This is a genomic window from Micromonospora sp. RV43, from assembly GCF_001029515.1.
Classification (GTDB): domain Bacteria; phylum Actinomycetota; class Actinomycetes; order Mycobacteriales; family Micromonosporaceae; genus Micromonospora; species Micromonospora aurantiaca.
Genome location: NZ_LEKG01000108.1, coordinates 1 through 25,106, shown reverse-complemented (window position 1 = coordinate 25,106; position 25,106 = coordinate 1). Strand labels below are relative to the sequence as shown.

Here is a 25,106-nt window from a genome sequence, read left to right as displayed (position 1 = left end):
CACCTGACAGGTGCCTTCCGTCCGGGATAGATGAGACCCTCAGCAAGTCCTATCTTCCCAGGCCGGAAGGCATCTTCCTTTCAAGATCCACTATATGGACCCGCCCTTAATGAAGGGCTGAGGCTAGGTGATCCACAGAGGTAAGCAGCTTCACCTTAGAGGCATAGCCGTTCTTCTCCCCTAGCTTGAGAGTGATTAGCTCAGCCTCAGCAAGCTTGATCAGAGCAGTCTTGCAGGCATCCCTAGACACCTTCAGTCCAAACATCTCCCGGTACATGAAGGTGAGATCAAGCTGAGCAACGATGAGGTTGGTGTTCCTGCGATGGAAAGCCAGCGTGGAAAGAATTTCCACCAGCAGACCACAGTTACGGCGTACCGCCTTGTATCGAGTCTGCGGAAGCTTGTTCATCGACTCCCTAGCCCACAGGCTGATAGGAGCGCTCAAGTGAGCGAGGTAATCAGAGGCCAGAGTCAGGAGTCTAGCTAGCTGCCTGTCGGCATCCTGGCGACTCACACTGAAGCTCAGCCGATCCTTGAAGTAAGCCAGGGTTTCAGCGCTCACCGTGGCTCGTCTGCTTGCGTTGCCCATCCCTACCTCGTAGGCACTAGGCACGTAGAAATTGATTCGATTGTTCGCTAGCGCGAATACTGCTGCTGCCAGATCCCCTGGCAGGAATTCAATCTTGGTTGACATGGAAATACCTGGTTTCTAGTTGTTGGGATTCTCAGGGGAAGTGGAACTTCAACCCTGAACCCCCTGGCTTCACTGGCCAGATCCACCAGGGGGCATCCCTCACTAGAAGAGGTAATTGAGCTGATCGTTCTTTCTTCCCTCTTAGTATATCGTCAACTTGATCATGAAACCCGGTATGTGATCAAACCTTAATGTTGCACAAGTGTCAGCCAGAGCGAAGCAAGGTTTGGGCGAGCGCGCGGTTTTGAGTATGTGCATCTGTAGAGGGATTATCACTACTACTGCCTCTATCTCTATACCCTCCTCCGGAGGGTATTTACTATGAGGGGTTCACTAAGTAACTACACTCAAATTAGCGCGCCCGCGCAGAACCACGCTGCGTACACAGAAGGGCCGGCAACCCCTTGTGAGGATCACCGGCCCTTCTATGGGAACTGTTACGCGCTCATGCGCGTCTGAATCCTCTGCGCCATGTCGCCAGTCCAGATCAGCCAGGCATGGAATGAGCCAGTATCAGAAGGCTCAAGCTCCACCATGTAACGGTTACCCTCAGTTAGCTTCAGGTTTTCCCAGGCCTGCTTGACAGCGTGGAATTCCCTGCCCTCCTGAGGATTAGCCATGAAGACAGTCAACTCAGCAGCCTGAAGCAGCTCCCGCCTACCGTCTACGTCTGCTGATTCCCACGCATCAGCGTAGGTCTGCCCTGTGCTGACAAGGCGCACCTCAGGCTCACGCTCAGGGATAGCCGCTAAGGCCTCTAGTTTCGCCTCTACGGCGTCAATACGCTTTTGGTAGGCCTTGAGTACGGCAGGGCCTTTTCCTTCGCTACGGGCAAGCAGATCCTCTAGAGCAGTCTCAAGCTCAGCAATCTCAGCGGCATGAGACACGCCTCCAATGCGCTGCTTGCGCATGATCTCTAGATCACCGATGTGCGCTAGCACGATCTCAGCAACAGCATCCTCAATCCACTCACCTCGGAGTGCCTTGACTTTGCAGTCATTACGGCGGGACCACTGCCCACCACATCCGTAGTAGCGGTAACCCTTTCTGCGTCCACCGGACTTCTTGATGCTCTCCTTCATGGTCCGGTGATACATCGGCTCACCGCAGAAGGCGCAGAAGCCGATGCCGTTCAGCAGAGACACGCCAGTCTCACGCACACGCTTAGGGTTGCCCGCAAGCGCCTCTTGAAGCTGATTGAACTCTTGCACGGAGATCAGAGGCTCAGCCCTCACCGGGTCTACCGGAATTCCGTCCTCACCGTTAATAGACTTGAAGGTGTATTCACCCAGCAGGGCACGGCTACGCATCATCGAGCCGACGTTGACGTTGCGCCACGTCTTCCCTCCCTTAGGAGTCGGGACACCAGCCTCTTCAAGCTTCATCTGCAACGGGAAGAACGGCTTACCGGCAATGCCCAAGGCTACGAACTGAAGGATGATGTCCTTTTCCTCAGGGACTACCTCAAGTTCCCATCCCCCTTCAGCCCTCTGTACTGGCCTGTAGCCGTACGGATAACGTCCGCCAGGCCACCTACCCGAGGCGTACATTTCCGCGCGAGCGTCGTTCACACGCTCCTGAATGATGTCCGCTTCAAGCTCTGCGAAGACAGCGATCATGCCTGCCATGGCTCGACCCATAGGAGAGTTGAGGTCGATCTTGTCCGTGATGCTGACGAGATTCTTGGGCTTGTCGACAGGCGGAAGGCCAGTGCTGTTCGGCTTGCCTCTCGCCCACTTGACCATCTCTGCGAAGTCACCGACAGAGCGCACCAGGCGGTCAAGCTTCCAGAAGGCCAGGGTGTCCCAATCCTCAGGCCTGCGTAGCCACTCAGACAGGCCAGGCCGCTCCCACGGCGGCACCTTGGCAGCAGACACGCCTAGGTCTTCCGCCCACCCGACGAGGTGAAGGCTGCGGTCAGACTTAATGACGTTGCGTTGCCTGTCAGGGCTGGTGGAGGGGTCATCGGCACGCTTGCTGTGCCTGCTCAGGCGAACCACGCCGACTGTCCTGTTGAGAAGCGCCATGGCACGCAGGCTAGCCGGTCCAACATGAACTTGACTAGGAGGGGTTGTAGAGGTAGTTGGCGTCCAGGCGGACCCGGTCACCGGGGAGCACTGTCAGGCCCCGGCCGAAGGTGCCCTTGACCGTGTCGGTGAGGTACCGGCCCCCGCCGTACGAGCCGTCGCCGCAGGTGCCGTCGCGCAGCGGCAGGAACAGCCCGCCCCCGTACGCCTCGATCCACCACAGCGTGAGCGGTCCCCACGGCGTCCCGGCGACCGCGACCCGCCGGTACGCGACCACTCCGTCCGGGCCGCCGGTGTCGATGCGCAGCTCACCGGAGGCCGGTCGCAGCGGTGCCTCGACCACCGCCGACGGGTCGGGCGGGTACCAGCGCAGGCCGGTGAAGCCGGGCCGGTCGGCGGGCGGCACCGGGCTGCTCGGATGGGTGCGGAACAGCTCGTCACGCGCGGCCCGGAACCCGGTCAGGTCGAGGTCGGACAGGTAGAGCCGGGCCACCCGCTCCCGCCAGTCGAGCAGGTCGAGATCGTCCATCCCCCGACCCTAGCCGGGGCCACCCGTTCAGGTTTCAAAGACTCAACCGCGCCTGGCCAACCGAGCACGACAGAGGGACTTGTTTAAATTTTAAATAGTGCTAGTCTCGCAGCCATGACGGAGAGCCTGGACGCGGAGCGGATGGCCTGCTGGCGCGCGTACATCGAGTCGAGCCAGCGGCTGTTCACCCGGCTCGAGGACGACCTGCGCGCCGACAGCGACCTGAGCTTCGCCGACTACCACGTGCTGGTGCTGCTCTCCGAGGCGCCCGGCCAGCGGCTGCGCATGGGTGAGCTGGCCGACCGGCTGGTGTTCTCACCGAGCCGGCTGACCTACCAGATCACCACGATGCGCAAGCGCGGCCTCGTCGCGAAGGAGGCGTGTCCGGCGGACCGGCGCGGCAGCGAGGCAGTGCTCACCGCGGCCGGCCTGCTCGCCCTGCGCGAGGCCGCGCCGCACCACCTGCGCTCCGTACGCGCCCACCTGATCGACGACCTCGACGACGCCGAGGTCGCCTGCCTCACCCGGGTCTTCGAGCGGCTCGGCCGGCGCCTGCGCGCCGACCGCACCGCGTCGTCCACCCCGGCCGACAAGTAAGGAGTCCCGCGATGCCCGCGATCACCGTCGACGACGTCCTCGTCCTGCCCCGCCTGCCCGAGCTCGGCGAGGCCACCGAATACCGCCAGGTCCGCCGGGTCACCACCGCCCCCAGCGGGTACGAGGGCGAAGGCTTCCCGGTCCGCCGGGCCTTCGCCGGCGTGCCGATGACCGAGCTGGACCCGTTCATCCACCTCGACCAGATGGGCGAGGTCGACTACGCGCCGGGCGAGCCGAAGGGCACCTCCTGGCACCCGCACCGCGGCTTCGAGACGGTGACCTACATGATCGACGGGATCATGGACCACCAGGACTCGACGGGTGGCGGCGGCACCATCACCGACGGCGACACCCAGTGGATGACTGCAGGCAGTGGCCTGCTTCACATCGAGGCGCCGCCGGAGCACCTGGTGATGAGCGGCGGGCTGTTCCACGGCCTCCAGCTCTGGGTCAACCTGCCCCGGGTCGCCAAGATGAGCGCGCCGCGCTACCAGGACATCCGCGGCCGGGAGTCGGCGCTGCTGACCACGCCCGACGGCGGCGGCCTGATCCGGGTCATCGCCGGCGAGGTCGCCGGGCACCGGGGTCCGGGCTCGACGCACACGCCGATCACCATCGCGCACGTCACGTTGCAGCCCGGCGCCGAGATGAGCCTGCCCTGGCGGTCCGACTTCAACGCGCTGGTGTACGTGCTGGCCGGCCGCGGCACGGTCGGCACCGACCGGCGGCCGATCCACCTCGGCCAGCTCGCCGTGCACGGTCCCGGTGAGGCGCTGCGGATCACCGCCGACCGGACGCAGGACTCCAACGCCCCGGCGCTGGAGCTCTACCTGATGGGCGGCCAGCCGATCCGCGAGCCGGTGGCGCACTACGGCCCGTTCGTGATGAACACCCGCGCCGAGCTGATCCAGGCGGTCGAGGACTTCCAGGCCGGCCGGCTCGGGGTGATCCCGACCGGGCGGGTGCCGCACAGCGACGGCCAGGGCGACCGGCCCTGACCTGCTACGGGCGCCCCGGTTCGCCGGGGCGCCCGGCCGCGGTCTCAGGAGACGGCGAAGATCCCGGCCACCCCGAGGATCACCATCAACAGGACCGCCACCAGCGCACCCCGCTCCCCCTCCACCGCCTGGTCGCGGTCGGTCACGGTGTTCGTCGTCTCGGCGGGCATGTCGGTGCCTCCTCGGTATCGCGATCCAGGGGTCCGGCGCACCCCTGACGCGCGGCACCCACGCCGACCTGCTGCTCGACGTGCGGGGCCCTGCCGGGGGTCCTACCGTGTGAGGACGTCGTCGACCTCGGGGGGTGGAACGTGACTCTGCGGGACTGGTTCCTCACCGCACAGGAACGCGCCAACCCGAGGTCAGAGTTACCCGTCTGGACCGATGGAAACCTCGCCGAGCCCCTCATTCACGGTGCCGCGTACTTCGACCGCCTGGTCAGCGAGGTGGAGTCGCTCACAGCGGGCGACCACCTGTTCTTCACCGACTGGCGCGGCGACCCGGACGAGCGGATGCGCCCGGACGGCCCGACGGTGGCGCAGTTGTTCGCCCAGGCCGCCCAGCGCGGGGTCATCGTCAAGGGCCTGATCTGGCGCTCCCACCTCGACACGCTCTCCTACAGCGAGGAGGAGAACCGCGACCTCAGCGAGGCGATCCGCGCGGCCGGCGGCGAGGTGCTGCTCGACCAGCGGGTCCGGCGCGGCGGCTCGCACCACCAGAAGCTCGTGGTGCTGCGCCGCCCCGGCGAACCGCACCGCGACATCGCCTTCGCCGGCGGCATCGACCTGTGCCACAGCCGCCGCGACGACGCCGGCCACGCCGGCGACCCGCAGCCGATCGGCATGTCCCCCCGGTACGGCCCCACGCCGCCCTGGCACGACGTGCAGCTGGCGGTGCGCGGGCCGGTGGTCGGCGCGCTGGACACCACGTTCCGGGAGCGGTGGGCCGACCCGCTGCCGCTGGACTCGGAGAACCCGATGGCGTACCTGCGGGACCGGCTGCGCGGCTCCGACCTGCGCCCGGACCCGCTGCCCGAGCAGCCCGCCGACCCGCCGCCCTGCGGGCCGCACCACGTGCAGGTCCTGCGCACCTACCCGGCGGTGCGGCCCCGCTACTCCTTCGCCCCCGACGGCGAGCGCACGGTGGCCCGCGGCTACACCAAGGCGGTACGCCGGGCCCGGCGGCTGATCTACCTGGAGGACCAGTACCTCTGGTCGACCGAGGTGGCCGAACTGTTCGCGCAGGCGCTGCACGAGCACCCGGACCTGCACCTGGTCGCGGTCGTGCCCCGGCACCCGGACGTGGACGGCCGGCTCGCGCTGCCGCCCAACATGGTCGGCCGGGAGCAGGCGCTGTCGCTGTGCCACCGGGCCGCGCCGGAACGGGTGCACGTGTTCGACGTGGAGAACCACGATGGGACGCCGGTGTACGTGCACGCCAAGGTCTGCGTGGTGGACGACGTCTGGGCCAGCGTGGGCAGCGACAACTTCAACCGCCGGTCCTGGACGCACGACAGCGAGCTGTCCTGCGCGGTGCTCGACGACACCCGCGACGAGCGGGCGCCGGCCGACCCGGCCGGACTGGGCGACGGCGCCCGGGTGTTCGCCCGCGACCTGCGGCTGAGGCTGTGGCGCGAGCACCTGGACCGTGATCCCGGCGGCGCGCAGGACGACGACCTGCTGGACCCGGCGGACGCGGTCGCGGCGATCACCGCGGCGGCGGAGGAACTGGATCGCTGGCACGCCGGGGGCCGGGCCGGTCCCCGTCCGCCGGGCCGGTTGCGGCCCCACCGTCCGGAGCGGTTGCCCTGGCGTACGCGGCTCTGGGCGCTGCCCGCGTACCGGCTGGTCTACGACCCGGACGGCAGGCCGCTGCGGGCCCGGCGGGCGGGCACCTGGTGAAGGTCCGCCACCTCGTCCGGCACGTTCGGGCGGGCCGGGTACGCGAACGACACGCGCGGCGAGTAGAAGCCCCAGCAGACGTGCAGCGGGTTGGCCGGCCGCAGCGCGTGGACCGGGTGCTCCGGCGCCGGGAACTCCACCGACTCGACCTCGAACGGTGACACCGGCTCGGCCACGTACGGGTAGTCGGTGACGATCAGCTCGCCGTCGCGGCGGGTGAGGTAGCGGTGGTGGCCGTTGTGCGCCTCGGTGCCGGTGTGCCCGATCCGGGCGGTGACCCGGATCAGCAGCGTGCCATCGGCGGCCCGGGTCTCGGCGGTGAGCTGATCGCCGCGCAGGTCGAGGCGGGTCTCCCCGGCGGCGGCGGGAGCGCCCCGCGCGGCCGCGTACCGCCGGACCCGCTCGCTGGAGGCGAGGTAGTGCGTCCACAAGCCGCCGGGCGTCTCGCCGTCGGGCGGGTCCATGTCCGCCAGTGAGACACCCACGTAGGTGAGCGAGTACGCCCCGAAGCCGGAGGTCTGCGTCTCGTCGTCGACGACGTACTGATTGACGAACACCTGCCGCTGCGGGTGCGGGCGCAGACCGGCGGGCACCAGCGTCTCGACCGCGCCGGGATCCGCCGGGAGCCAGCTGAACAGCAGCGTCCGGGCGTTGATGACGAGTTGCGGCGCGGCGGGATCCAGCACGGTGCCTCCGTTGACGTGTCGCTACGGACGCTACGGGCGGTCCCGTCGGCGGGACAACGACAGAAAGGCGACACTTCGCCCACCTGTCGGATTCCACGTTGACCGGTCGGGGTACGACCGGGGCCGACCGGTCAGCGCCACCCCACCACCCTGCCGAGCGCGATATCGACCGGCTCACGTCTTTCGTGGCTGCTTACACCTTAAGTACATCGTACTTTCGGCTAGATTTCCGCAGCACGATCGGGCTATGGTGGCTTCCGAACGTACGACCGAAACCTAAACCTAAGCGTCACGTCTTTTTTCTTCCGTGGACGAGGTGCAGGGAGGACAACCCATGACCGCTCCCACGATCAGCGCCCGGGCGACCACGCCGGCCGCCTCCGCGAAGCTCGACCCCCGCTCGCTCACCGACAGCGCCGCCGACCTGCTCGCCGCGATGGCCGCGCTGCCCGCCGACCACCCGTCCCGGCCGGCGCTGCGCGACCGCGCCATCGAGGCGTGGCTGCCGCTGGCGAACCACCTGGCCCACCGCTACAGCGGCCGGGGCGAGCCCAACGACGACCTGGCGCAGACCGCGGCGATCGGCCTGATCAAGGCGATCGACAAGTTCGACCCGTCGCGCGGCGTCGACTTCGCCGGCTACGCCATCCCCACCATCATCGGCGAGCTGAAGCGCCACTTCCGCGACCGCACCTGGGACATCCGGGTGCCGCGCCGGCTCCAGGAGCTGCGCCTGGCGATCTCCGACGCCAACAGCACGCTGCTCCAGACGCTCGGCCGCTCGCCGACTGTCGCCGACATCGCCGCCCACCTCAAGCTCACCGAGGAAGAGGTGCTGGAGGGCCTGGAGGGCGCCCGCGCGTACAACGCGGTGTCGCTGTCCACCCCGACCGGCGACGGCGAGCGGGCCACCGAGCTGGGCGATCTGCTCGGCGGCGAGGACGGCGAGTTCGAGCTGGCCGAGATGCGCGTCGCCCTCGGCCCGGCGCTCGCCACGCTCGACCAGCGCGAGCAGAAGATCCTCACGCTGCGCTTCTACGGCAACCTGACCCAGTCGCAGATCGCCGAGCAGATCGGCGTCTCGCAGATGCACGTGTCCCGGCTGCTGGCCCGGGCGCTCACCAAGCTGCGCGGTCAGCTCGACGGAACGTACTAGCAAAGGGGGCGGCGGCCGGGTCGGCGGACCCGGCGCGGCGGCCCACCCGGCCCGGTCGGCGGTGCGCCGGCCGGGCCGTTCCGCGTTCCGGGGGCAACGCGGACCGTCCGGCGGCGCGGTGCGAGAGTGGGGCCGTGCTCGCCGACATCCCGCTCGACCTGCCGGTCCGCCCGGTCCTGCCGGCGCTCGTCGGCGCGCTGCGCGAGCGCGGCGCCGCCGTCCTGGTGGCGCCGCCCGGCACCGGCAAGACCACCACCGCGCCGCTCGCGGTCGCCGACGCGGTCACCGGCCGCGTGGTGATCGCCCAGCCCCGGCGGGTGGCCGCCCGCGCCGCCGCGCACCGGATGGCCGCCCTGCTCGGCGAGCGGGTCGGCGACCGGATCGGGTACGCGGTGCGCGGCGAGCGCCGGACCGGGCCGCGTACCCGGGTCGAGGTGGTGACCACCGGCCTGCTGGTCCGCCGCCTGCACCACGACCCCGAGCTGCCGGGCGTGGACGCGGTGGTGCTCGACGAGTGCCACGAACGGCACCTCGACGCCGACCTGGCGCTGGCGTTCAGCGTCGAGGCCCGCGCCACACTGCGCCCGGACCTCTGGCTGCTGGCGATGTCGGCCACCCCGCAGACGGACCGGTTCGCCGCGCTGCTCGGCGCCGGCGACCCCGCCCCCGTGGTACGCGCCGCGGCCGCGCTGCACCCGGTCGAGCGGGTGTGGGCGCCGCCGCCGCGCCCGGTGACGCCGCCCGGTGCCGGCCGGGTCGACCCGGCGCTGCTCGACCACGTGGCAGCCACGGTCCGCCGGGCGCTGCGCGAACGCGACGGTGACGTGCTCGTCTTCCTGCCCGGCGCGGGTGAGATCGGCGCCGTCGCGCGCCGCCTGGCCGACCTCCGCGACATCGCGGTGCTGCCGTTGCACGGACGGCTGCCCGGGCCCGCCCAGGACGCGGCGCTCACCCCTGCTGCCGGACGGCGCGTGGTGCTCGCGACGGCGGTGGCGGAGAGCAGCCTGACCGTCCCCGGCGTCCGGGTGGTGGTGGACGCCGGACTGAGCCGGGTGCCCCGCACCGACCTGGCCCGGGGGCTGGGCGCGCTGGTGACCGTGCCGGTGTCGCGGGCCGGGGCCACCCAGCGCGCCGGCCGGGCCGGACGGGAGGCGCCCGGGGCGGTCTACCGCTGCTGGTCGGAGGCGACGCACGAGCGGCTCGCCCCGCAGCCCGAACCGGAGATCGCCACCGCCGACCTGACCGGGTTCGCGCTGGAGCTGGCGGCCTGGGGCACACCGGACGGCACCGGGCTGGCGCTGCCCGACCCACCGCCGCCGGCCGCGCTCACTGTGGCGCGGGAGACGCTGACCACGCTCGGCGCGGTGGACCACGACGGCCGGATCACCGCGCGGGGACGGGCGGCCGCGGCGGCGGGCACGCATCCCCGGCTGGCGCGGGCGCTGCTGGACGGCGCGCCCCGGGTGGGTGCCGACCGGGCCGCCCAGGTGGTGGCGATCCTCGGCGAGGACACGCTGGGCGGGACGGGAGACGACCTGCCCGCCCGCTGGCGCCGGCTGCGCGACGGCGCCGACCCGGCCGCCACCGCGCGCTGGCGCACCGAGGTACGCCGCCTGCGCGCCGCCCTGCCCGCCGACCGGCATTCCGCCGGCACGCGCGCCGACTCGACGGCGCAGCGCAGCGTGAGCGGCGGACGGTCGGCGGCGAACGAGCGGGAGCGCCTGCCGGACGATCTGGCCGCGGGGCTGCTCGCCGGACTGGCGTACCCGGAACGGCTGGCCCGCTCACGGCGGCCGGGCGGGTCCGCGTACCTGATGGCCGGCGGGACCGCCGCGGAGCTGGCGCCCGGGTCGGGGCTGACCGGAGCGGCGTGGCTGGCCGTCGCGGTGGCCGACCGCTCCCCCGGCGCGCCCGCCGCCCGGGTGCGGCTCGCCGCACCGATCGACGAGGCGACCGCCCGGGAGGCCGGGGCGGCGCTGCTGGACACCGGACGGGAGGTGGCCTGGTCCGGCGGGGACGTGGTGGCCCGCGAGGTGGTCCGGCTCGGCGCCGTCGAGCTGGTCGACCGGCCGCTCACCGCGCCGGACCCGGAGCTGGTCGCGGCGGCGCTGCTGGACGGGCTGCGGCAGGAGGGGCCGGGCCTGCTGCGGTGGACGCCGGAGGCGACCGGGCTGCGCCACCGGCTGGCGTTCTGCCGCCAGGCGCTCGGCGACGGCTGGCCGGACGTCTCCGACGCGGCGCTGACCGCCGGCGCGCCCGTCTGGCTGGGCCCGGAGCTGGCCCGCGCCCGGCGCCGGGCCGACCTCGGCCGGGTGGACGTGGCGGCGGCGCTGCGGCGGCTGCTCGACTGGCGGCAGGCCGCGCGGCTGGACGAGCTGGCTCCGGAGCGTCTGGAGGTGCCGAGCGGCTCGCGGATCCGGATCGACTACGCGGACCCGGCCGCGCCGGTGCTGGCGGTCAAGCTCCAGGAGACGTTCGGCTGGCGGGACGTGCCGCGCATCGCCGACGGGCGGGTGCCGGTGCTGCTGCACCTGCTCTCCCCCGCCGGGCGGCCGGTGGCGGTCACCGCGGACCTGGCCTCGTTCTGGCGCACCGGATACCCGCAGGTACGGGCGGAGCTGCGCGGACGCTACCCGCGCCATCCGTGGCCGGAGGACCCGACCACAGCCGAGCCGACCCGCCGTGCCGCTCCGCGACGGCGGTGAGGGCTACTCCTCGACGACGTCGGCGATCACGACGGTGATGTTGTCCGGGCCGCCGGCCCGCAGCGCCAGGTCGATCAGCCGGGCCGCGCAGGCGTCGCGTTCCGGCTGCTCGCTGAGCACCTCGGTGAGCGTGTCCGCGCGGACCACGTTGGAGAGGCCGTCGCTGCACAGCAGCCAGCGGTCACCGGCCCGGGGCACCATCGTGGCGTACGACGGGGAGACCTCGTCGCCCTGCAACGCCTGGGTCACCACCGCGCGGCGGGGGTGGCTGCTGGCCTGCTCGGCGGTGATGACGCCCTGGTCGACGAGCATCTGCACGAACGTGTCGTCCCGGGTGACCTGCTTGAGCACGCCCTCGCGGTACAGGTAGGCCCGGGAGTCGCCGACGTGCGCCAGCGCGAGGCAGCTGCCGGTGCGGGCGAACAGCAGCGCCGTGAGCGTGGTGCCCATGCCCTGGCGTTCCGGGTCCTCCTCGACGGCCTGGCGGATCTGCGCGGTGGCCAGCTCGATCCCGCCCTGGAGCGCGGCGACGAGCGCGTCCTCCGGCGTCTCCACGTCCAGCGGGGCGATCGCGTCGATGGCGATGCGGCTGGCCAGGTCGCCGGCCGCCATGCCGCCCATGCCGTCGGCGACCGCGACCAGCCAGGCGCCCGCGTGCTGCGCGTCCTGGTTACCGCTGCGGATCAGCCCACGGTCGCTCGCTCCGACGGAACGAAGCTTCAGGGTCATGGGTCGCAGCCTGCCAGGTCGAGGGCTCGGATGTCTCTAGGAGATCACTGACATCGTACGTGGCGCGCCGAATCGCACCGCGCCCGGGCGCGCGCGCCTCATCGGGCCGGATCGATTGACAGCGGCGGAACGCGATGGAAACATCGGGCTGATATTGGGAGCGCTCCCAGCTCCTGGCCTCCCCCACCACCCCCGAGCACGGAAGGAACCTCCGTGACCCGATCCCGTCGTCGGCTCGCCGCACTCGCGGCCACCACGCTGGCGCTCACCGGCCTCACCGCCGGCCCGGCGAGCGCCGAGGTGCCGCCGGACGCCCCCGAACAACTCCGCAACGGCGACTTCAGCGCCGGTGTCTCACCCTGGTTCTCGTACGGCACCGGCGACCTCGCGGTCGTCGACGGCCGTCTCTGCACCTCCGTCGCGGCGGGCACCGCCAACCCGTGGGACGCCGGCATCGGCCAGGACGCGGTGCCGCTGACCCAGGGCGCCGAGTACGAGCTGTCCTTCGACGTCTCCGCGACCCCCGGCGCGGCCGTCAAGGCGGTGCTTCAGCTCGGCAGCGCCCCCTACACCACGTACGCGAGCGTCGACGCGACCGCAACCGGCACCGCGAAGCGCGTCACCACCACGTTCACCTCGCCGGCCGACAACCCCACCGCTCAGCTGATCTTCCAGGTCGGCGGCAGCGCCCAGGCGCAGACGTTCTGCCTGGACAACGTGTCGCTGCGCGGCGGGGAGCCGGCGCCGCCGTACGAGCCGGACACCGGCCCCCGGGTCCGGGTCAACCAGGTCGGCTACCTGCCCGGCGGGCCGAAGCACGCGACTGTGGTCACCGAGGCCACCGAGGCGCTGCCCTGGCAGCTCAAGTCCGCCGGCGGCGCGGTGGTAGCCAGCGGGCAGACCACGCCGCGCGGCACCGACGCGGCCTCCGCGCAGAACGTGCAGACGGCCGACTTCTCCGCGTACCGCACGCCGGGCACCGGCTACACGTTGACCGTCGACGGCGAGACCAGCCACCCGTTCGACATCTCCGGCGCGCTCTACGACCGGCTGCGCGCCGACTCGCTCCAGTTCTTCTACGCCCAGCGCAGCGGCATCGAGATCGACGGCGACCTGATCGGCGAGGAGTACGCCCGCCCGGCCGGCCACCTCGGCGTCGCGCCCAACCAGGGCGACACCGACGTGCCGTGCCAGGCCGGCGTCTGCGACTACTCGCTGGACGTGCGCGGCGGCTGGTACGACGCGGGTGACCACGGCAAGTACGTCGTCAACGGCGGCATCGCCGCCTACCAGCTCCTGAGCACGTTCGAGCGGACCAGGACGGCCGAGACCGCCGGCGGCGGCGCCGCCCTGGGCGACTCCACGCTGCGGCTGCCCGAGCGCGGCAACGACGTGCCGGACGTGCTCGACGAGGCCCGCTGGGAGCTGGAGTTCCTGCTGCGCATGCAGGTGCCGGCGGGCGAGCAGCTGGCCGGGATGGTCCACCACAAGATCCACGACCGGAACTGGACCGGCCTGCCGCTGCAGCCCCAGGACGACCCGCAGCCGCGTGAGCTGCACGCGCCGTCCACAGCCGCCACGCTGAACCTGGCCGCCGTCGCGGCGCAGTGCCAGCGGCTGTACGCCCCGTACGACGCCGCGTTCGCCGCGCGCTGCGGCACCGCCGCGAAGACCGCGTACGCGGCGGCCAAGGCGCACCCGGCGATCTACGCCTCGGCCAGCGACGGCACCGGCGGCGGCGCGTACGACGACACGAACGTCACCGACGAGTTCTACTGGGCCGCCGTCGAGCTGTGGCTGACCACCGGCGACAAGGCGTACCTGGCCGACGTCACCGGCTCGCCGCTGCACACCGCCGACGTGTTCGCCCCGAACGGCGCGTTCGGCTGGCAGAGCGTCGCCGCGCTGGGCCGCCTCGACCTGGCGACCGTGCCGAACACGCTGCCCGCCGCGGAGAAGACCCGCATCCGCGAGTCGATCACCGCCGCCGCCGACAGCTACCTGGCCACGATCGCCGGCCAGGCGTACGGGCTGCCGTTCCCGGGCAGCGCCGACGCGTACGTCTGGGGCAGCAACAGCAACCTGGTGAACAACGCCATCGTGCTCGCCACCGCGTTCGACCTGAGCCGGGACGCGAAGTACCGGGACGGCGCGGTGCAGGCCGCGGACTACCTGTTCGGCCGCAACGCGCTGAACATGTCGTACGTGACCGGGTGGGGTGAGCAGCACGCCCGCAACCAGCACAGCCGGATCTTCGGCCACCAGCTGAACCCGGACCTGCCGCGTCCGCCGGCCGGTTCGCTCGCCGGTGGTCCGAACGCCGCGCTCCAGGACCCGTTCGCGGCGAACCTGCTCGCCGGGTGCGCGCCGATGTTCTGCTACGTCGACGACATCAACTCGTACGCGACGAACGAGGTGGCGATCAACTGGAACTCGGCGCTGGCGTGGCTCGCGTCGTTCCTGGCCGACCAGGGTGACGCGGGCGCGGTGCCGGCGCCGTCCTGCGCGGTCACCTACACCACGCACGGGAGCTGGCCGTCCGGCTTCACCACCCAGGTGACGGTGCGCAACACCGGCACGACGGCGGTGAACGGGTGGAGCCTGCGCTGGGCCTTCCTCGGCGACCAGAAGGTGGGCCACGCGTGGTCGGCGCAGCTCGGCCAGAGCGGCGCCACTGTCACCGCGAAGAACCTGTCCTGGAACGCGAAGCTGGCACCGGGCGCGTCCACCACGTTCGGCTTCAACGGGACCGCCTCCCGGTTCCCCAACCCGGATCCGGGGCTTGTCACGCTGAACGGAAAGGCCTGCACGGTCTCCTGACCGGGATTCGAGCTCCACTCAGGCGCCATCGCAGGACCGGGTACGGTCCTGCGATGGCGTACCTGTTCCTGCTCGGCGCGATCACCGCCGAGGTGATCGGCACCAGCCTGCTCAAGGCCACCGACGGCTTCACCCGGCTCTGGCCCACTGTCGGCCTCGCCGTGGCGTACCTGTCCGCGTTCGGCCTGCTCTCGCTCGCAGTGAAGGACATCCCGGTCGGCGTCGCGTACGCGGTCTGGTCCGGCCTCGGCACCGCCGCCATCATGGCGATCGGCGCCGCGTTCCTCGGTGAGCCGCTGAGCGTGACGAAGGTGGTCGGGGCGGGACTCGTCATCGCCGGGGTGGTGGTGCTCAACCTCGGCGGCGCGCACTGAGCGCGGCCCGGCTCAGACCGCCCGCCCCGCCGCCCGCCCTGCCGCCCGCATAAGCCGGAGTTGCCCGATCTCGGCCACGTTCTTCATCAGCTCGGCGTTCACCCACGCGGCCAGGTCCGCGACGGTGAGCCCGGCGTCGGCGGGCCAGGGGTACGCGGACGGCCGGTCCAGGCCGGCCTCGGTCAGCCCGTCCAGCGTGTCCGTCCACTCCGACCGCAGCTCCCGCAGCCACGCCACAGTCTCCGCGCCCGGTCCGGGCCAGCGGATGTCGTCGCGCTCCCGCGCCGGCCGCTGCCGCACGTGGTCGGCCGCGACCGACCACCACCAGCCGATGTGCCAGGTCAGCCACGCGATCGTGGGCACCGGGACCGGGTCCGGCTCGGTGTCGGCCCAGTCGGCACGCCACCCGCCGGCCGGGTCCTGGCGCATGGTCCAGCACAGCGCGGCCGGTTCCCAGAGGAAATCACCCGGCTCCAGCCGGTCGAGGTGGTACTCGGCGAGCGCCCAGGTCAGGTCGAACTGCCGGCGCAGCAGGGCGGTCACGGAGGCGGGCACCGCGCGATCGTGGCACGGTCCGCGCCCCCGGTCGACCGGTTAACGCGCCCGCCCGGAAGCGGCGTGTCGCCCCGGAATAGAAGGGTTGTCCCTCCGGCATTATGCCTCTCGGTCATATTTATGACTGAGAGGCATAACGCTCGGAAGCTCATCCTTTTCCGCGGGGAGCTGCCGGCCGCGATTGACACAGCCACGCCGGGCCGAGCGCCGTTTCGGTGCCGCCACGTCACCGGCCGGCCGAGAATCGGGTGTGAACGGCAATGCCAGCCGGTAGCCGCCACGCGCTCGCCGACACGGTCCGTCCGATGCTCGGCGACGGCGGTTTCACCGACTGGACCGCACGGCTGCTCTGCGACGCAACATGCCTCCCGAGCCCTCGGGTGTGACAGGGGTCGCCGGTTCCGGGACGCCGCGACAGCTGGCCCACGCCTAGCGTCGATCGCATGGCCCTCGCCGGACGCCGCTGATGGGACGCGTCTCGCCGCTCCCGCCGCCCGGGCCGCTGCGCACCCTCGCGTACGCCACGCTGGTGAACACCGTCGGCGCGGGGCTGTGGCTGGCGGGCGGTGCGCTCTACCTGACCCGGGACGTGGGCCTCTCCGCCACCTCGGTGGGCGCCGGGCTCACAGTCGCCGGGCTGGTCGGGCTGAGCGCCAGCGTGCCGCTGGGCGCGCTGGCCGACAGATGGGATCCGCGTACGCTCCGGGCCGTCCTCCAGGTGGGTCAGGCGGTCGCCGCGCTGGCGTACCTGCTGGTCGGTTCGTTTCCGGCGTTCCTGGCGGTGGCAGTGCCGGAGGCGCTGCTCGCGGCCGGCAACCTGGCGGTACGGGCGGCGCTCGTCGCGGCGGTGGGCGGCCCGGACGGCCGGGTGCACGCCTTCGCGACGCTAAGGGCGGTGGCGAACCTGGGCATCACCGTCGGTACCACGCTGGCCGGGATCGCGCTCGCCGTGGACACGCACCGGGCCTATCAGGTGCTGATCGTCGGCAACGCGGCCACGTACCTGCTCTCGGCGGCGCTGCTGCTGCGCCTCCCGCCGATCGCCGCCGCGCAGCCGGCCGTCGCCGCGCACGGGGAGTCAGCCGGCACGCAGGGAGCAGCCGACGCGGGCCGGGCCGCGGTGTCGGAGGCGACGGCCGGGCCGCCGACCACTACCCGCACGCGCCGGGCGCGCGGTGGGCCGCTGCGGGACGGGCGGTTCCTCGCGGTCAGCGGCGTCTCGGCGGTGCTGAGCACGCACGTGACGGTGCTCGTGCTCGTCGTGCCGCTGTGGACGGTGGACCGGGCCGGCGCGCCACCGCCTGTGGTGTCGGCGGTGCTGCTCGTCAACACGGTCCTCACCGTGCTGCTCGCGGTGCGGCTGAGCCGGGGCGCGGAGCGTGCCGCGCCGGCCGCCCGGAAGCTGCGCCGGGCCGGGCTGGTGCTCGCGGCGGCGACACCGCTGTACGCCGCGACCGGCGTCCTGCCGGTGCTCCCGGCGGTCGTCCTGCTGCTCGTCGCGACCGCGGTGTGGACGGTGGGCGACCTGTGGCACGGCGCGGCCGGAGCGGGCCTCGCCTACGACCTGGCCCCGCCCGGCGCGATCGGCGCCTACCAGGGTGCGGACGGCCTGGTCGCCGGGCTGGCCCAGGCGCTCGGCCGGGGCCTGCTCACGCTGCTGGTGCTCGGCGGCGGTCCGGTCGGCTGGCTGGTGCTCGGCGGGATCTTCGCCGCCGCCGGGCTGGCCGCCCCGGCGCTGGCCCGCCGGGCGATCGCGGACCGGCCGGTGCCGGAGGCACGACCCGCCGGGGTGCCCGGCTGAGCCCGGTGTAGCAGCATGGCGGGATGACCGACCAGCAGAGCATCACCATCCGCCCGGGTGGACCCGGCGACGCCCCCACGCTGCTGCGGCTGCTCGACAGCGCCACCGCCTGGCTGGCCGAACGCGGGCGTACCGAGCAGTGGGGCACCGAGCCGGCGTCGATCGACCCGCGCCGCATCGCCCAGGCCGACGCGTGGGCCGCCGGGGACGGGCTGCACCTCGCCGAGATCGACGCGACTGTGGTGGGCGCGCTGGTGGTGGGCGCGGCGACCGAGTACGTGCCGCCGGCCACCGAACCGGAGCTGTACGTGAACCTGCTGGTCACCGACCGGGCGTACGCGGGACGCGGGGTCGGGGCGCGGTTGCTGGCGTACGCGGCGGAGCTGGCCCGCGAACGCGGCGTCGGCCTGCTGCGGGTGGACTGCTTCCGCAGCCCCGACCGGGCGCTCGTGCGGTTCTACGAGAGCTGCGGATTCACCGCCACCGAGCCGTTCACGGTGGAGCGGCCGGGCCGCCCGACGTGGACCGGGCAGGTGCTGGAGCGCCGGGTCGGCTGAGTCAGCCGATCTCCTCGTCCACGAAGCACCAGCGCCACGACTCCCCCGGCTGGACCGACCGCATCACCGGGTGGCCGCTCGACTCGAAGTGCTTCGTGGCGTGCTGGTACGGCGAGGAGTCGCAGCAGCCCACGTGCCCGCAGGTCAGGCAGGCGCGCAGGTGCACCCAGTCCGGGTTGCCGATGGCCACGCAGTCGGGGCACTCGGTCGTGGTGTCCGGTTCGGCCGTGCCCGCCCCGGCCAGGTGCCGGCAACTCATTCGACGGCCTCCTGTCGCAGCATGGACTCCTCCAGATCCAGATCACGATAGGCGCGGGTGAGCGCCTCCTCCGGGATCTGCCCGGAGTCGCGGGCGGCCCGGAACACCTCACGCTCGGCGTCGATCATCTCCTGCCGCAGGCGCGCGTACGCCTGGGAGGGGGTTTCCCGTTCGGTGCCGCCGAGCCGTTCCCAGGCCAGGTTGGCCCGGGAGGTGGTCAGCCCGCGAAGGCGTTCCACCACCGCCTCCGGCGCGCCGGCGGCCAGTTCGTCGAGCCGTTCCCGGGCCGCCCGGCTGGCCCGCTGCTGCACCCCGGCGGCGGACAGCGCGTCCTGCACCGGGTCGTCCGGGGGCAGCCGCAGCCGCCGGGCCACCCAGGGCAGCGTGGCGCCCTGCCCGACGAGCGTCGCGACGATCACCGCGAAGGCCAGCCAGATGAGCAGCGCACGCGGGTACGGCGCGTCGTCGGCCAGCGTGAGCGGCAGGCCCAGCGCGGCGGCGAGCGTCACCACGCCCCGCATGCCGGCCCAGCCGATGACGACGGGGAACTGCACCGGCGGCGCCGGGTCGCGCTGCCGGATCCGGGGCACCAGCCGCGCCACGTAGGTGGCCGGGAACACCCAGACGAACCGGGACAGGAAGACGGCGGCCAGCACCGCGGCGGTGATCGCGGCCAGCGAGCCGAACGGCTCGTCGAGGTCGCGGACCACCTCCGGCAGTTGCAGGCCGACCAGCAGGAACACCAGTCCTTCGAGGAGGAACCGGATCAGCCGCCAGAACGCGGTCACCTGGAGCCGGGAGGCAGCCGACAGCAGCGTGGGCAGCTTGTGCCCGATGCCGAGGCCGGTCACCACCACCGCGACGACGCCGGAGGCGTGGATCTCCTCGGCGGCGAAGACCACGGCGAACGGCACGATCAGCGACAGCGCGTTGTCCAGCACCGGGTCGGTGATGCGCTTGTGCAGGTACCCGAAGACCACCACGCCGAGCAGGCCGACCAGGATGCCGCCGCCGGCCGCGACGACCACCTCGCGGGCCACGTCGCCGACGCCGACGCCGCCGGTGGTGGCGGTCGCGGCGACGATCGCCACCCGCAGCAGCACCAGCGCGGTGGCGTCGTTGACCAGGCTCTCGCCCTCCAGGATGGTGACGACCCGCCGAGGCAGGCCGACCCGCCGGGCCACCGCGGTGGCGGCGACCGCGTCCGGCGGCGCCACCACCGCGCCGAGCGCCAGGCAGATCGCGTACGGCAGCTCGGGCAGGAACCAGTGCACGACGGTGCCCACCACGAACGCGGTGAAGACGACCAGCCCGACGGCGAGCAGCAGGATCGGCCGCAGGTTGAGCCGGAACGCCGGCACCGACGTCTCCAGCGCCGCCACGTAGAGCAGCGGCGGCAGGATGCCCACCAGCACCAGGTCCGGGTCCAGCCGCACGTGCGGGAAGAACGGCAGGAAGGACAACGCGAGGCCGAGCACGACCAGCAGGATCGGCGCCAGCAGGCCGAGCCGGCGGGCCAGCGCCGCACCGAAGGTCGCGATGGCCAGGAAGACCACGACCTCGAACAGAGCATCCACGAACGACGAGCCTAAGCGCCGACGGGGTGATGTGTGATCAGGCGGCGGAGCGCAGCTTCGGCAGCACCTCGGCGCCGAACGTGTCGATGAACGCGCGCTGCTCCTGCCCGACGTGGTGCAGCGCGATCTGGTCGAAGCCCAGCGCCACGTACTCCTCCAGCCAGCCGATGTGCCGGCCCAGGTCGGCGGAGACGTTCACGGTCTCGGCGACCTTGGACATCGGCACGTCGGCGCTCGCCACGTCGAAGTGCTCGGGGGTCTCCAGGTCCCAGCAGACCGGCGGCGCGAACACGTTGCTGCGCCACTGCTCGTACGCGATCGCCTCGGCCTGCTCCTGCTCGGGCGCCCAGCTCACGTGCACCTGGAGGTGCAGCGGGCCGCGTCCGCCCGCGTCCCGGTAGGCGTCGATCATCTGCCGCAGGTGCTCGACCGGCGCGTTGACGGTGATCAGCCCGTCGGCCCACTCGGCGCACCAGCGCGCGGTGGCGATGCTCACGGCGGCGCCGACCAGTGCGGGCGGCTCCTCCGGCCGGGTCCACAGCTTCGCCCGGTCCACCGTGACGAGGCCGTCGTGGCTGACCTCCTCGCCGGCGAGCAGCGCCCGGATCACGTCGACGCACTCGCGCAGCCGGGCGCTGCGGATGTCCTTGCGCGGCCAGACCTCGCCGGTGATGTGCTCGTTCGCCGCCTCGCCGGTGCCCAGAGCGGCCCAGAACCGGCCCGGGTACATGGCGCCGAGCGTGCCGATGGCCTGCGCGATGATCGCCGGGTGGTAGCGCTGGCCGGGGGCGTTCACCACGCCGAAGGACAGGTTCGTGGCCTGGAGCGCGGCGCCGAGCCAGGACCAGGCGAACCCGGACTGGCCCTGTCGCTCGCTCCACGGCGAGAAGTGGTCGGAGCACATGGCCGCGTCGAAGCCGGCGCGTTCGGCGTGGATCACCGCCTCCAGCAGCCGGGCCGGGTGGATCTGCTCGTGGGATGCGTGGAAGCCGAACGCCGTCATGGTCGCCACTCCTACCCGTGACGGCGTCCGGCCAATCGCGTCTACTCGGAGTGTGCCCCGGCGCCCGCGCCGGCCTCGCCCTCGCCGATCCACACGGTCTTGGTGTTGCAGAACTCGCGCATGCCGGCGGCGGACAGCTCGCGGCCGTACCCGGAGTTCTTCACACCACCGAACGGCAGCTCCGGATAGGACGTGGTCATGCCGTTGACGAACACGTTGCCGGCGTCCAGGTCGACGGCGAAGCGCTCCTGCTCGGCCGGGTCGTTCGTCCAGGCGTTGGAGCCGAGGCCGAAGCTGGTGCCGTTGGCGACCTCGATCGCCTCGTCGTACGAGCCGACCCGGTAGAGCCCGGCGACCGGCCCGAACACCTCCTCGGCCCACATCCGCATCTCCGGGCGCAGGTCGGTGACCACGGTCGGCGGGTAGTACCAGCCGTCCCCGGCCGGCTTCTCACCGCCGCAGAGCACAGTCGCGCCCTGGTCCACCGCGTCGGTGACCTGCGCGTGCACCTCGTCGCGACCGCGCTCGCTGGCCAGCGGGCCGACGTCGGTGCCGTCGTCCATCGGGTCGCCGACGCGCAGCGCCGCCATCCGGGCGGCGAACTTCTCGGCGAACGCGTCGAACACGTCGGTGTGCACGATGAACCGCTTCGCGGCGATGCAGGACTGCCCGTTGTTCTGGCAGCGGGCGGTGGTGGCGACCTCGGCTGCGGTGTCCAGGTCGGCCGAGGGCATCACCACGAACGGGTCGCTGCCGCCCAGCTCCAGCACCGTCTTCTTGATCTCCCGGCCGGCGATCTGGGCGATGGACCGGCCGGCCGGCTCGCTGCCGGTGAGCGTGGCGGCGCGCACGCGGGGGTCGCTGAGGATCCGGTCGACCGCGTCGGAGCCGACCAGCAGCGTGGTGAACGCGCCCTCGGGGAAACCGGCCCGGCGGAACAGGTCCTCCAGGTAGAGCGCGGTCTGCGGCACGTTCGAGGCGTGCTTGAGCAGGCCGGTGTTGCCCGCCACCAGGGCCGGGGCGGCGAACCGCATCACCTGCCACAGCGGGAAGTTCCACGGCATCACCGCGAGCACCGGACCGATCGGCTGGTAACGCACGTACGCCCGCTTCGCCTTGACCGCGGCGGCGTCGGCCGGCTCGTCCGCGAGCATCCGGGGCGCGTTCCCGGCGTAGAAGCGGCAGGCGGTGGCGCACTTGGTGACCTCCGCCTTCGCGGCGGCGTACGTCTTGCCCATCTCGGTGGTCATCAGCCGGGCCGTCTCGTCGCGCTCGGCGTCGAGCAGGTCGGCGGCGGCGAGGAGCCACCGGGCCCGCTGCGCGATCGTGGTGCCGCGCAACTGCCGGAAGGCGAGGTCGGCCCGCTCGATCGCGGCGTCGATCTGCTCGTCCGACATCGCCTCGTACGTCTTGAGCACCTGTCCGGTGGCGGGATTGGTGGTGGCGATGGGCATGTCGTACTCCTGTCACTCGAACAGCGAGTGCCGCACGCCCGGCTCCTCCCGGCGGCGCGCGGCGCGGCGGCGCTGGATCACGACCAGGTCGACCACCGCCACCACGGCGAGCAGCGCGCAGACGACACCCAGCCAGGCGATGTCCGCGGCGAACGCGAGCACCGCGAAGACGGTCATCACGACCAGACCGAACGTGGCGAGCGCGAGCCGCAGGTTCAGGGCGCTGTTCGCGTGGCCGACCGTGCCACGGGCGCGGCGGGGCTGTGATCGGGTCATTCCTGGGGCCTACCCCGGCACGGGCGGGGATAACCGGCCGGTGCGGGAACACCGGTGATCCGGGACACCCGGCGGGCGGTCGCCGGATGCGCCCGGCAGGCGGGTGCGTTACTTCGGGTGCCGGTTTCCGGCGGAGATCCCGCGGACGGTGGAGAGGATGGCATGACCACGACTCAGGCCGTACCCGTGACCGTCGCCGTGTCCCGGCGCGCCGACCCGGCGCGTACCGACGAGGTGGTGGCGTGGATGCGGGCCGGGACGGCGCTGGCGGAGAGCTTCCCGGGCTTCCTCGGCGCCGGTTTCGTCCGCAGCGCCCCCGGTTCCGGCGAGTGGCACGTGATGTACCGCTTCGCCGACGCGGACACCCTGCGCGACTGGGAGGACTCGCCGCAGCGGCGCTGGTGGCTCAGCTCGGCGCAGGGCATCGTCGAGCACACCCGGGTGGAGCGGCGCACCGGCATCGAGGGCTGGTTCGCCCCGCCGGTGGACCACGTGGTCGAGACGTTCGGCGAGCCGGAACCGGCCGCGCCGCCGCGCTGGAAGCAGGCGGTCACGATCTGGCTTGCGTTCTTCCCGCTCAGCCTGGCCGCCACGCTGCTGACCACCCGGTTCCTCGCCGGCGTGCCACTGGCCGGGCGGACGCTGCTGATGACGCTCGTGCTCACCCCGCTGATGACCTACCTGGTGCTGCCCCGGATCACCCGGGCGCTGCACCGGTGGCTGCACGGCCGGCCTGCGCCGACACGACAGATGTGAACGACAGTGGTCGATGCCCGATAGCCGACAGAACCGCCACCGGCTCTCCGCCGGGGCATAGGGTCGACGCGCCCGTTGCCGCCGCCGGACGGGGGACCGATGAGACGCTGGATCGCCGCGCTGGCCTGCCTGGCGGCGCTCGTCGCGCTCGCCTGTGACGGCTCCGGCGAGGCGTCACCCCGGCCCTCCGGCACACCCGCCCCCGGCGAGCCCCGGGTGCTGGTCGCGCTCGGCGACTCGGTCAGCACCGGCTACGGCTCCTGCCTGGTGCTGGTGAGCTGCGAACGCAACTCCTGGTCGACCGGGGACGGCCTGCGGGTGGAGAGCCTCTACCGGCGGCTGCGCGCCGACGCGCCGGGGCTGCGGGCGTACGACCGGGCCGTGCCCGGGGCCCGCGCGGCCGCGCTGACCGGCCAGGCCCGGTCGGCGGTACGCGACAGGGCCGACCTGGTCACCGTGCTGATCGGCGCGAACGACGCCTGCCGCGGCGACATCGACGACATGACGTCGGTCGCCACCTTCCGCGACCAGGTCGACGCGGCGCTGGGCGTGCTGCGCGAGGGCCGGCCGAAGGCCCGGGTGCTGGTGGTCAGCATCCCGGACCTGTACCGGCTCTGGCAGATCGGGCACACCGAGCCCCGCGCCGTGCGGGCCTGGTCGCGGGGCGTCTGCCCGTCGCTGCTGGCCGACGCCACGTCGACAGCGCCCGCCGCTGCCGCCCGCCGGGCCCGCGTCAGGGACCGGATCGAGGCGTACGACGGGCAACTGCGCGCCGCCTGCCGGGCGTACGGGTCACGCTGCCGGTGGGACGGCGGCGCGGTACACCGCCACCGCTTCGACCTGGACCAGGTCAACGCGCTCGACTGGTTCCACCCGAACGCGACCGGGCAGGGCCGGCTAGCCGAGGTGGCCTGGAACGCCTCCCGCTGGTCAGGGCTGACGCGGGCCCGGTAGCTGCCGGGGGCCGGCGGCCCGGTAGAGAGCACGCGTACGGTCGGCCAGTTCCTTGGTGGCCGACGAGTTGGCCCAGGTGCCGAGCACGATCGCCGCGCCCGGCACGACCTTGGCGAACATCCGCTTGGCGGCACGCACCCCGGCCATCCGGGCCAGCCGGACCCCGAGCTGGAGCATCACCCGGCCCAGCGCCCGGTCACCGGCGGAGCCGAACAGCGCACCGGCCCGCTCCCGGCCGGCGGCCACGCCCAGCGCGAGACGGGCCGTCTCGGCGACCTTGTGCACCCGCTGGAGCACCAGCAGGTCGGTGGCCCGGTCCGGGTGCGCCGGATCGACGCCGTAGGCGGCCGCGACGTGCAGCACCAGCCGGGCCTGGGTCCAGGCCAGCACGCCCACGTCGATCACCGCACCGGGCAGCCCGGCCGCGCCGGACACCGCACCGGAGAGCCGGGCGTGGTTGACGAACTTGCGTACCGCCTGGTCGGCCAAGTGCTCCGGCGGGGCGTCCGGTCGCAGCGCCCGCTCCCGGGCGGCCCACTGGGCGGCCTCCGGGCCGAGCCGGCGTACCGCCTCCAGGGCCAGGTGCTCCGGCGCGTACTGCGGGTCGTCCCGCATCCGGTCCCACAGCTTGGCCGGTGGCGCCTCGGGCGCCTCCACCGGCCAAGCTGTGGGACCGGATGCGGGACGACCCGCAGTAC

The 25,106-nt window shown here is 72.3% G+C and carries 25 protein-coding genes; 12 read left to right on the top strand and 13 right to left on the bottom strand.

Annotation, left to right across the window (positions count from 1 at the left end; genetic code table 11):
- Nucleotides 1–106 precede the first annotated feature (106 nt).
- From ABD52_RS23775 to ABD52_RS23765, 3 genes are all read right to left on the bottom strand, one after another.
- On the bottom strand, nucleotides 107–694 hold the full coding sequence (locus ABD52_RS23775) for a hypothetical protein (RefSeq protein ID WP_152748311.1): 588 nt from the start codon (nucleotides 692–694) through the stop codon (nucleotides 107–109).
- A gap of 437 nt (nucleotides 695–1,131) precedes the next feature.
- Entirely contained in the window at nucleotides 1,132–2,721 is a 1,590-nt protein-coding gene (locus tag ABD52_RS23770) for a recombinase family protein (RefSeq protein ID WP_082171378.1), read from the bottom strand.
- A gap of 34 nt (nucleotides 2,722–2,755) precedes the next feature.
- Nucleotides 2,756–3,250 carry a DUF1684 domain-containing protein gene (locus ABD52_RS23765; RefSeq protein WP_047893293.1) on the bottom strand — a complete coding sequence of 165 codons (495 nt, stop codon included), beginning with the start codon at nucleotides 3,248–3,250 and terminating at the stop codon, nucleotides 2,756–2,758.
- 114 nt (nucleotides 3,251–3,364) lie between these two features.
- Between ABD52_RS23765 and ABD52_RS23760 the strand changes: the two genes are divergently transcribed.
- Entirely contained in the window at nucleotides 3,365–3,847 is a 483-nt protein-coding gene (locus ABD52_RS23760) for a MarR family winged helix-turn-helix transcriptional regulator (RefSeq protein WP_013285373.1), read from the top strand.
- An 11-nt stretch (nucleotides 3,848–3,858) separates the two neighbouring features.
- Nucleotides 3,859–4,845, top strand: coding sequence for a pirin family protein (locus tag ABD52_RS23755; RefSeq protein WP_030270346.1), 987 nt, complete (start codon nucleotides 3,859–3,861; stop codon nucleotides 4,843–4,845).
- A gap of 44 nt (nucleotides 4,846–4,889) precedes the next feature.
- Here ABD52_RS23755 and ABD52_RS41445 read toward each other — a convergent pair whose 3' ends face one another.
- Nucleotides 4,890–5,015 (bottom strand): hypothetical protein, encoded by a 126-nt coding sequence (locus ABD52_RS41445; RefSeq protein WP_013285371.1) that lies wholly within the window; start codon nucleotides 5,013–5,015, stop codon nucleotides 4,890–4,892.
- A 141-nt stretch (nucleotides 5,016–5,156) separates the two neighbouring features.
- On the opposite strand from ABD52_RS41445, the gene ABD52_RS23750 reads away from it, so the two are divergent.
- Nucleotides 5,157–6,746: a phospholipase D-like domain-containing protein gene (locus ABD52_RS23750; protein ID WP_047893289.1), complete on the top strand. Its 1,590-nt coding sequence runs from the start codon at nucleotides 5,157–5,159 to the stop codon at nucleotides 6,744–6,746.
- Here the strand turns inward: ABD52_RS23750 and ABD52_RS23745 are convergent.
- On the bottom strand, nucleotides 6,695–7,432 hold the full coding sequence (locus ABD52_RS23745; RefSeq protein WP_047893288.1) for a hypothetical protein: 738 nt from the start codon (nucleotides 7,430–7,432) through the stop codon (nucleotides 6,695–6,697). The two genes, ABD52_RS23750 and ABD52_RS23745, sit on opposite strands and share 52 nt — an antisense overlap.
- 334 nt (nucleotides 7,433–7,766) lie before the next feature.
- Here ABD52_RS23745 and ABD52_RS23740 point away from each other — a divergent pair, with 334 nt between their 5' ends.
- Both ABD52_RS23740 and hrpB read left to right on the top strand, forming a co-directional pair.
- Nucleotides 7,767–8,588, top strand: coding sequence for a SigB/SigF/SigG family RNA polymerase sigma factor (locus ABD52_RS23740; RefSeq protein WP_013285368.1), 822 nt, complete (start codon nucleotides 7,767–7,769; stop codon nucleotides 8,586–8,588).
- Nucleotides 8,589–8,722: 134 nt separating this feature from the next.
- The gene (gene hrpB / locus ABD52_RS23735) at nucleotides 8,723–11,293 is read left to right on the top strand and encodes an ATP-dependent helicase HrpB (RefSeq protein WP_047893287.1); all 2,571 of its coding nucleotides are present in this window, start codon (nucleotides 8,723–8,725) and stop codon (nucleotides 11,291–11,293) included.
- 3 nt (nucleotides 11,294–11,296) lie between these two features.
- Here hrpB and ABD52_RS23730 read toward each other — a convergent pair whose 3' ends face one another.
- On the bottom strand, nucleotides 11,297–12,022 hold the full coding sequence (locus ABD52_RS23730) for a PP2C family serine/threonine-protein phosphatase (protein WP_013285366.1): 726 nt from the start codon (nucleotides 12,020–12,022) through the stop codon (nucleotides 11,297–11,299).
- A 213-nt stretch (nucleotides 12,023–12,235) separates the two neighbouring features.
- Between ABD52_RS23730 and ABD52_RS23725 the strand changes: the two genes are divergently transcribed.
- Nucleotides 12,236–14,842 carry a glycoside hydrolase family 9 protein gene (locus tag ABD52_RS23725; protein WP_047893286.1) on the top strand — a complete coding sequence of 869 codons (2,607 nt, stop codon included), beginning with the start codon at nucleotides 12,236–12,238 and terminating at the stop codon, nucleotides 14,840–14,842.
- A 53-nt stretch (nucleotides 14,843–14,895) separates the two neighbouring features.
- A complete protein-coding gene (locus ABD52_RS23720) occupies nucleotides 14,896–15,216 on the top strand; it encodes a multidrug efflux SMR transporter (RefSeq protein WP_013285364.1) in 321 nt (106 codons plus the stop codon).
- Between the two features lie 12 nt (nucleotides 15,217–15,228).
- Here the strand turns inward: ABD52_RS23720 and ABD52_RS23715 are convergent, their stop codons facing one another.
- Nucleotides 15,229–15,771 (bottom strand): DinB family protein, encoded by a 543-nt coding sequence (locus ABD52_RS23715; RefSeq protein WP_047893285.1) that lies wholly within the window; start codon nucleotides 15,769–15,771, stop codon nucleotides 15,229–15,231.
- Nucleotides 15,772–16,031: 260 nt separating this feature from the next.
- Between ABD52_RS23715 and ABD52_RS41440 the strand changes: the two genes are divergently transcribed.
- From ABD52_RS41440 to ABD52_RS23705, 3 genes are all read left to right on the top strand, one after another.
- Nucleotides 16,032–16,157, top strand: a complete 126-nt coding sequence (locus tag ABD52_RS41440) for a hypothetical protein (protein WP_255352864.1) — start codon at nucleotides 16,032–16,034, stop codon at nucleotides 16,155–16,157.
- A gap of 80 nt (nucleotides 16,158–16,237) precedes the next feature.
- Nucleotides 16,238–17,572 (top strand): MFS transporter, encoded by a 1,335-nt coding sequence (locus tag ABD52_RS23710; RefSeq protein WP_047893284.1) that lies wholly within the window; start codon nucleotides 16,238–16,240, stop codon nucleotides 17,570–17,572.
- Nucleotides 17,573–17,595: 23 nt separating this feature from the next.
- Entirely contained in the window at nucleotides 17,596–18,129 is a 534-nt protein-coding gene (locus ABD52_RS23705) for a GNAT family N-acetyltransferase (RefSeq protein ID WP_047893283.1), read from the top strand.
- Nucleotide 18,130: 1 nt separating this feature from the next.
- On the opposite strand, the gene ABD52_RS23700 is transcribed toward ABD52_RS23705, so the two are convergent.
- Genes ABD52_RS23700 through ABD52_RS23680 form a run of 5 tightly spaced genes read right to left on the bottom strand, consistent with a single transcriptional unit; the run spans nucleotide 18,131 to nucleotide 22,698 of the window.
- Nucleotides 18,131–18,388 carry a UBP-type zinc finger domain-containing protein gene (locus tag ABD52_RS23700; protein ID WP_047893282.1) on the bottom strand — a complete coding sequence of 86 codons (258 nt, stop codon included), beginning with the start codon at nucleotides 18,386–18,388 and terminating at the stop codon, nucleotides 18,131–18,133.
- Nucleotides 18,385–19,965, bottom strand: a complete 1,581-nt coding sequence (locus ABD52_RS23695; RefSeq protein ID WP_047893281.1) for a Na+/H+ antiporter — start codon at nucleotides 19,963–19,965, stop codon at nucleotides 18,385–18,387. Before ABD52_RS23695 ends, ABD52_RS23700 begins: the two co-directional genes overlap by 4 nt.
- Before the next feature lie 37 nt (nucleotides 19,966–20,002).
- Complete coding sequence (locus ABD52_RS23690; RefSeq protein WP_255352863.1) at nucleotides 20,003–20,977, bottom strand: TIGR03885 family FMN-dependent LLM class oxidoreductase; 975 nt, start codon at nucleotides 20,975–20,977, stop codon at nucleotides 20,003–20,005.
- A 32-nt stretch (nucleotides 20,978–21,009) separates the two neighbouring features.
- On the bottom strand, nucleotides 21,010–22,422 hold the full coding sequence (locus ABD52_RS23685; RefSeq protein WP_047893279.1) for an NADP-dependent succinic semialdehyde dehydrogenase: 1,413 nt from the start codon (nucleotides 22,420–22,422) through the stop codon (nucleotides 21,010–21,012).
- A gap of 12 nt (nucleotides 22,423–22,434) precedes the next feature.
- Nucleotides 22,435–22,698 carry a DUF6343 family protein gene (locus tag ABD52_RS23680; RefSeq protein ID WP_013285356.1) on the bottom strand — a complete coding sequence of 88 codons (264 nt, stop codon included), beginning with the start codon at nucleotides 22,696–22,698 and terminating at the stop codon, nucleotides 22,435–22,437.
- A 162-nt stretch (nucleotides 22,699–22,860) separates the two neighbouring features.
- Here ABD52_RS23680 and ABD52_RS23675 point away from each other — a divergent pair, with 162 nt between their 5' ends.
- Nucleotides 22,861–23,454, top strand: a complete 594-nt coding sequence (locus tag ABD52_RS23675) for an antibiotic biosynthesis monooxygenase (RefSeq protein ID WP_013285355.1) — start codon at nucleotides 22,861–22,863, stop codon at nucleotides 23,452–23,454.
- A gap of 99 nt (nucleotides 23,455–23,553) precedes the next feature.
- Complete coding sequence (locus ABD52_RS23670) at nucleotides 23,554–24,408, top strand: GDSL-type esterase/lipase family protein (protein ID WP_047893278.1); 855 nt, start codon at nucleotides 23,554–23,556, stop codon at nucleotides 24,406–24,408.
- Here the strand turns inward: ABD52_RS23670 and ABD52_RS23665 are convergent.
- On the bottom strand, nucleotides 24,385–25,065 hold the full coding sequence (locus tag ABD52_RS23665; protein ID WP_063778328.1) for an EcsC family protein: 681 nt from the start codon (nucleotides 25,063–25,065) through the stop codon (nucleotides 24,385–24,387). The genes ABD52_RS23670 and ABD52_RS23665 overlap by 24 nt on opposite strands.
- Nucleotides 25,066–25,106 lie beyond the last annotated feature (41 nt).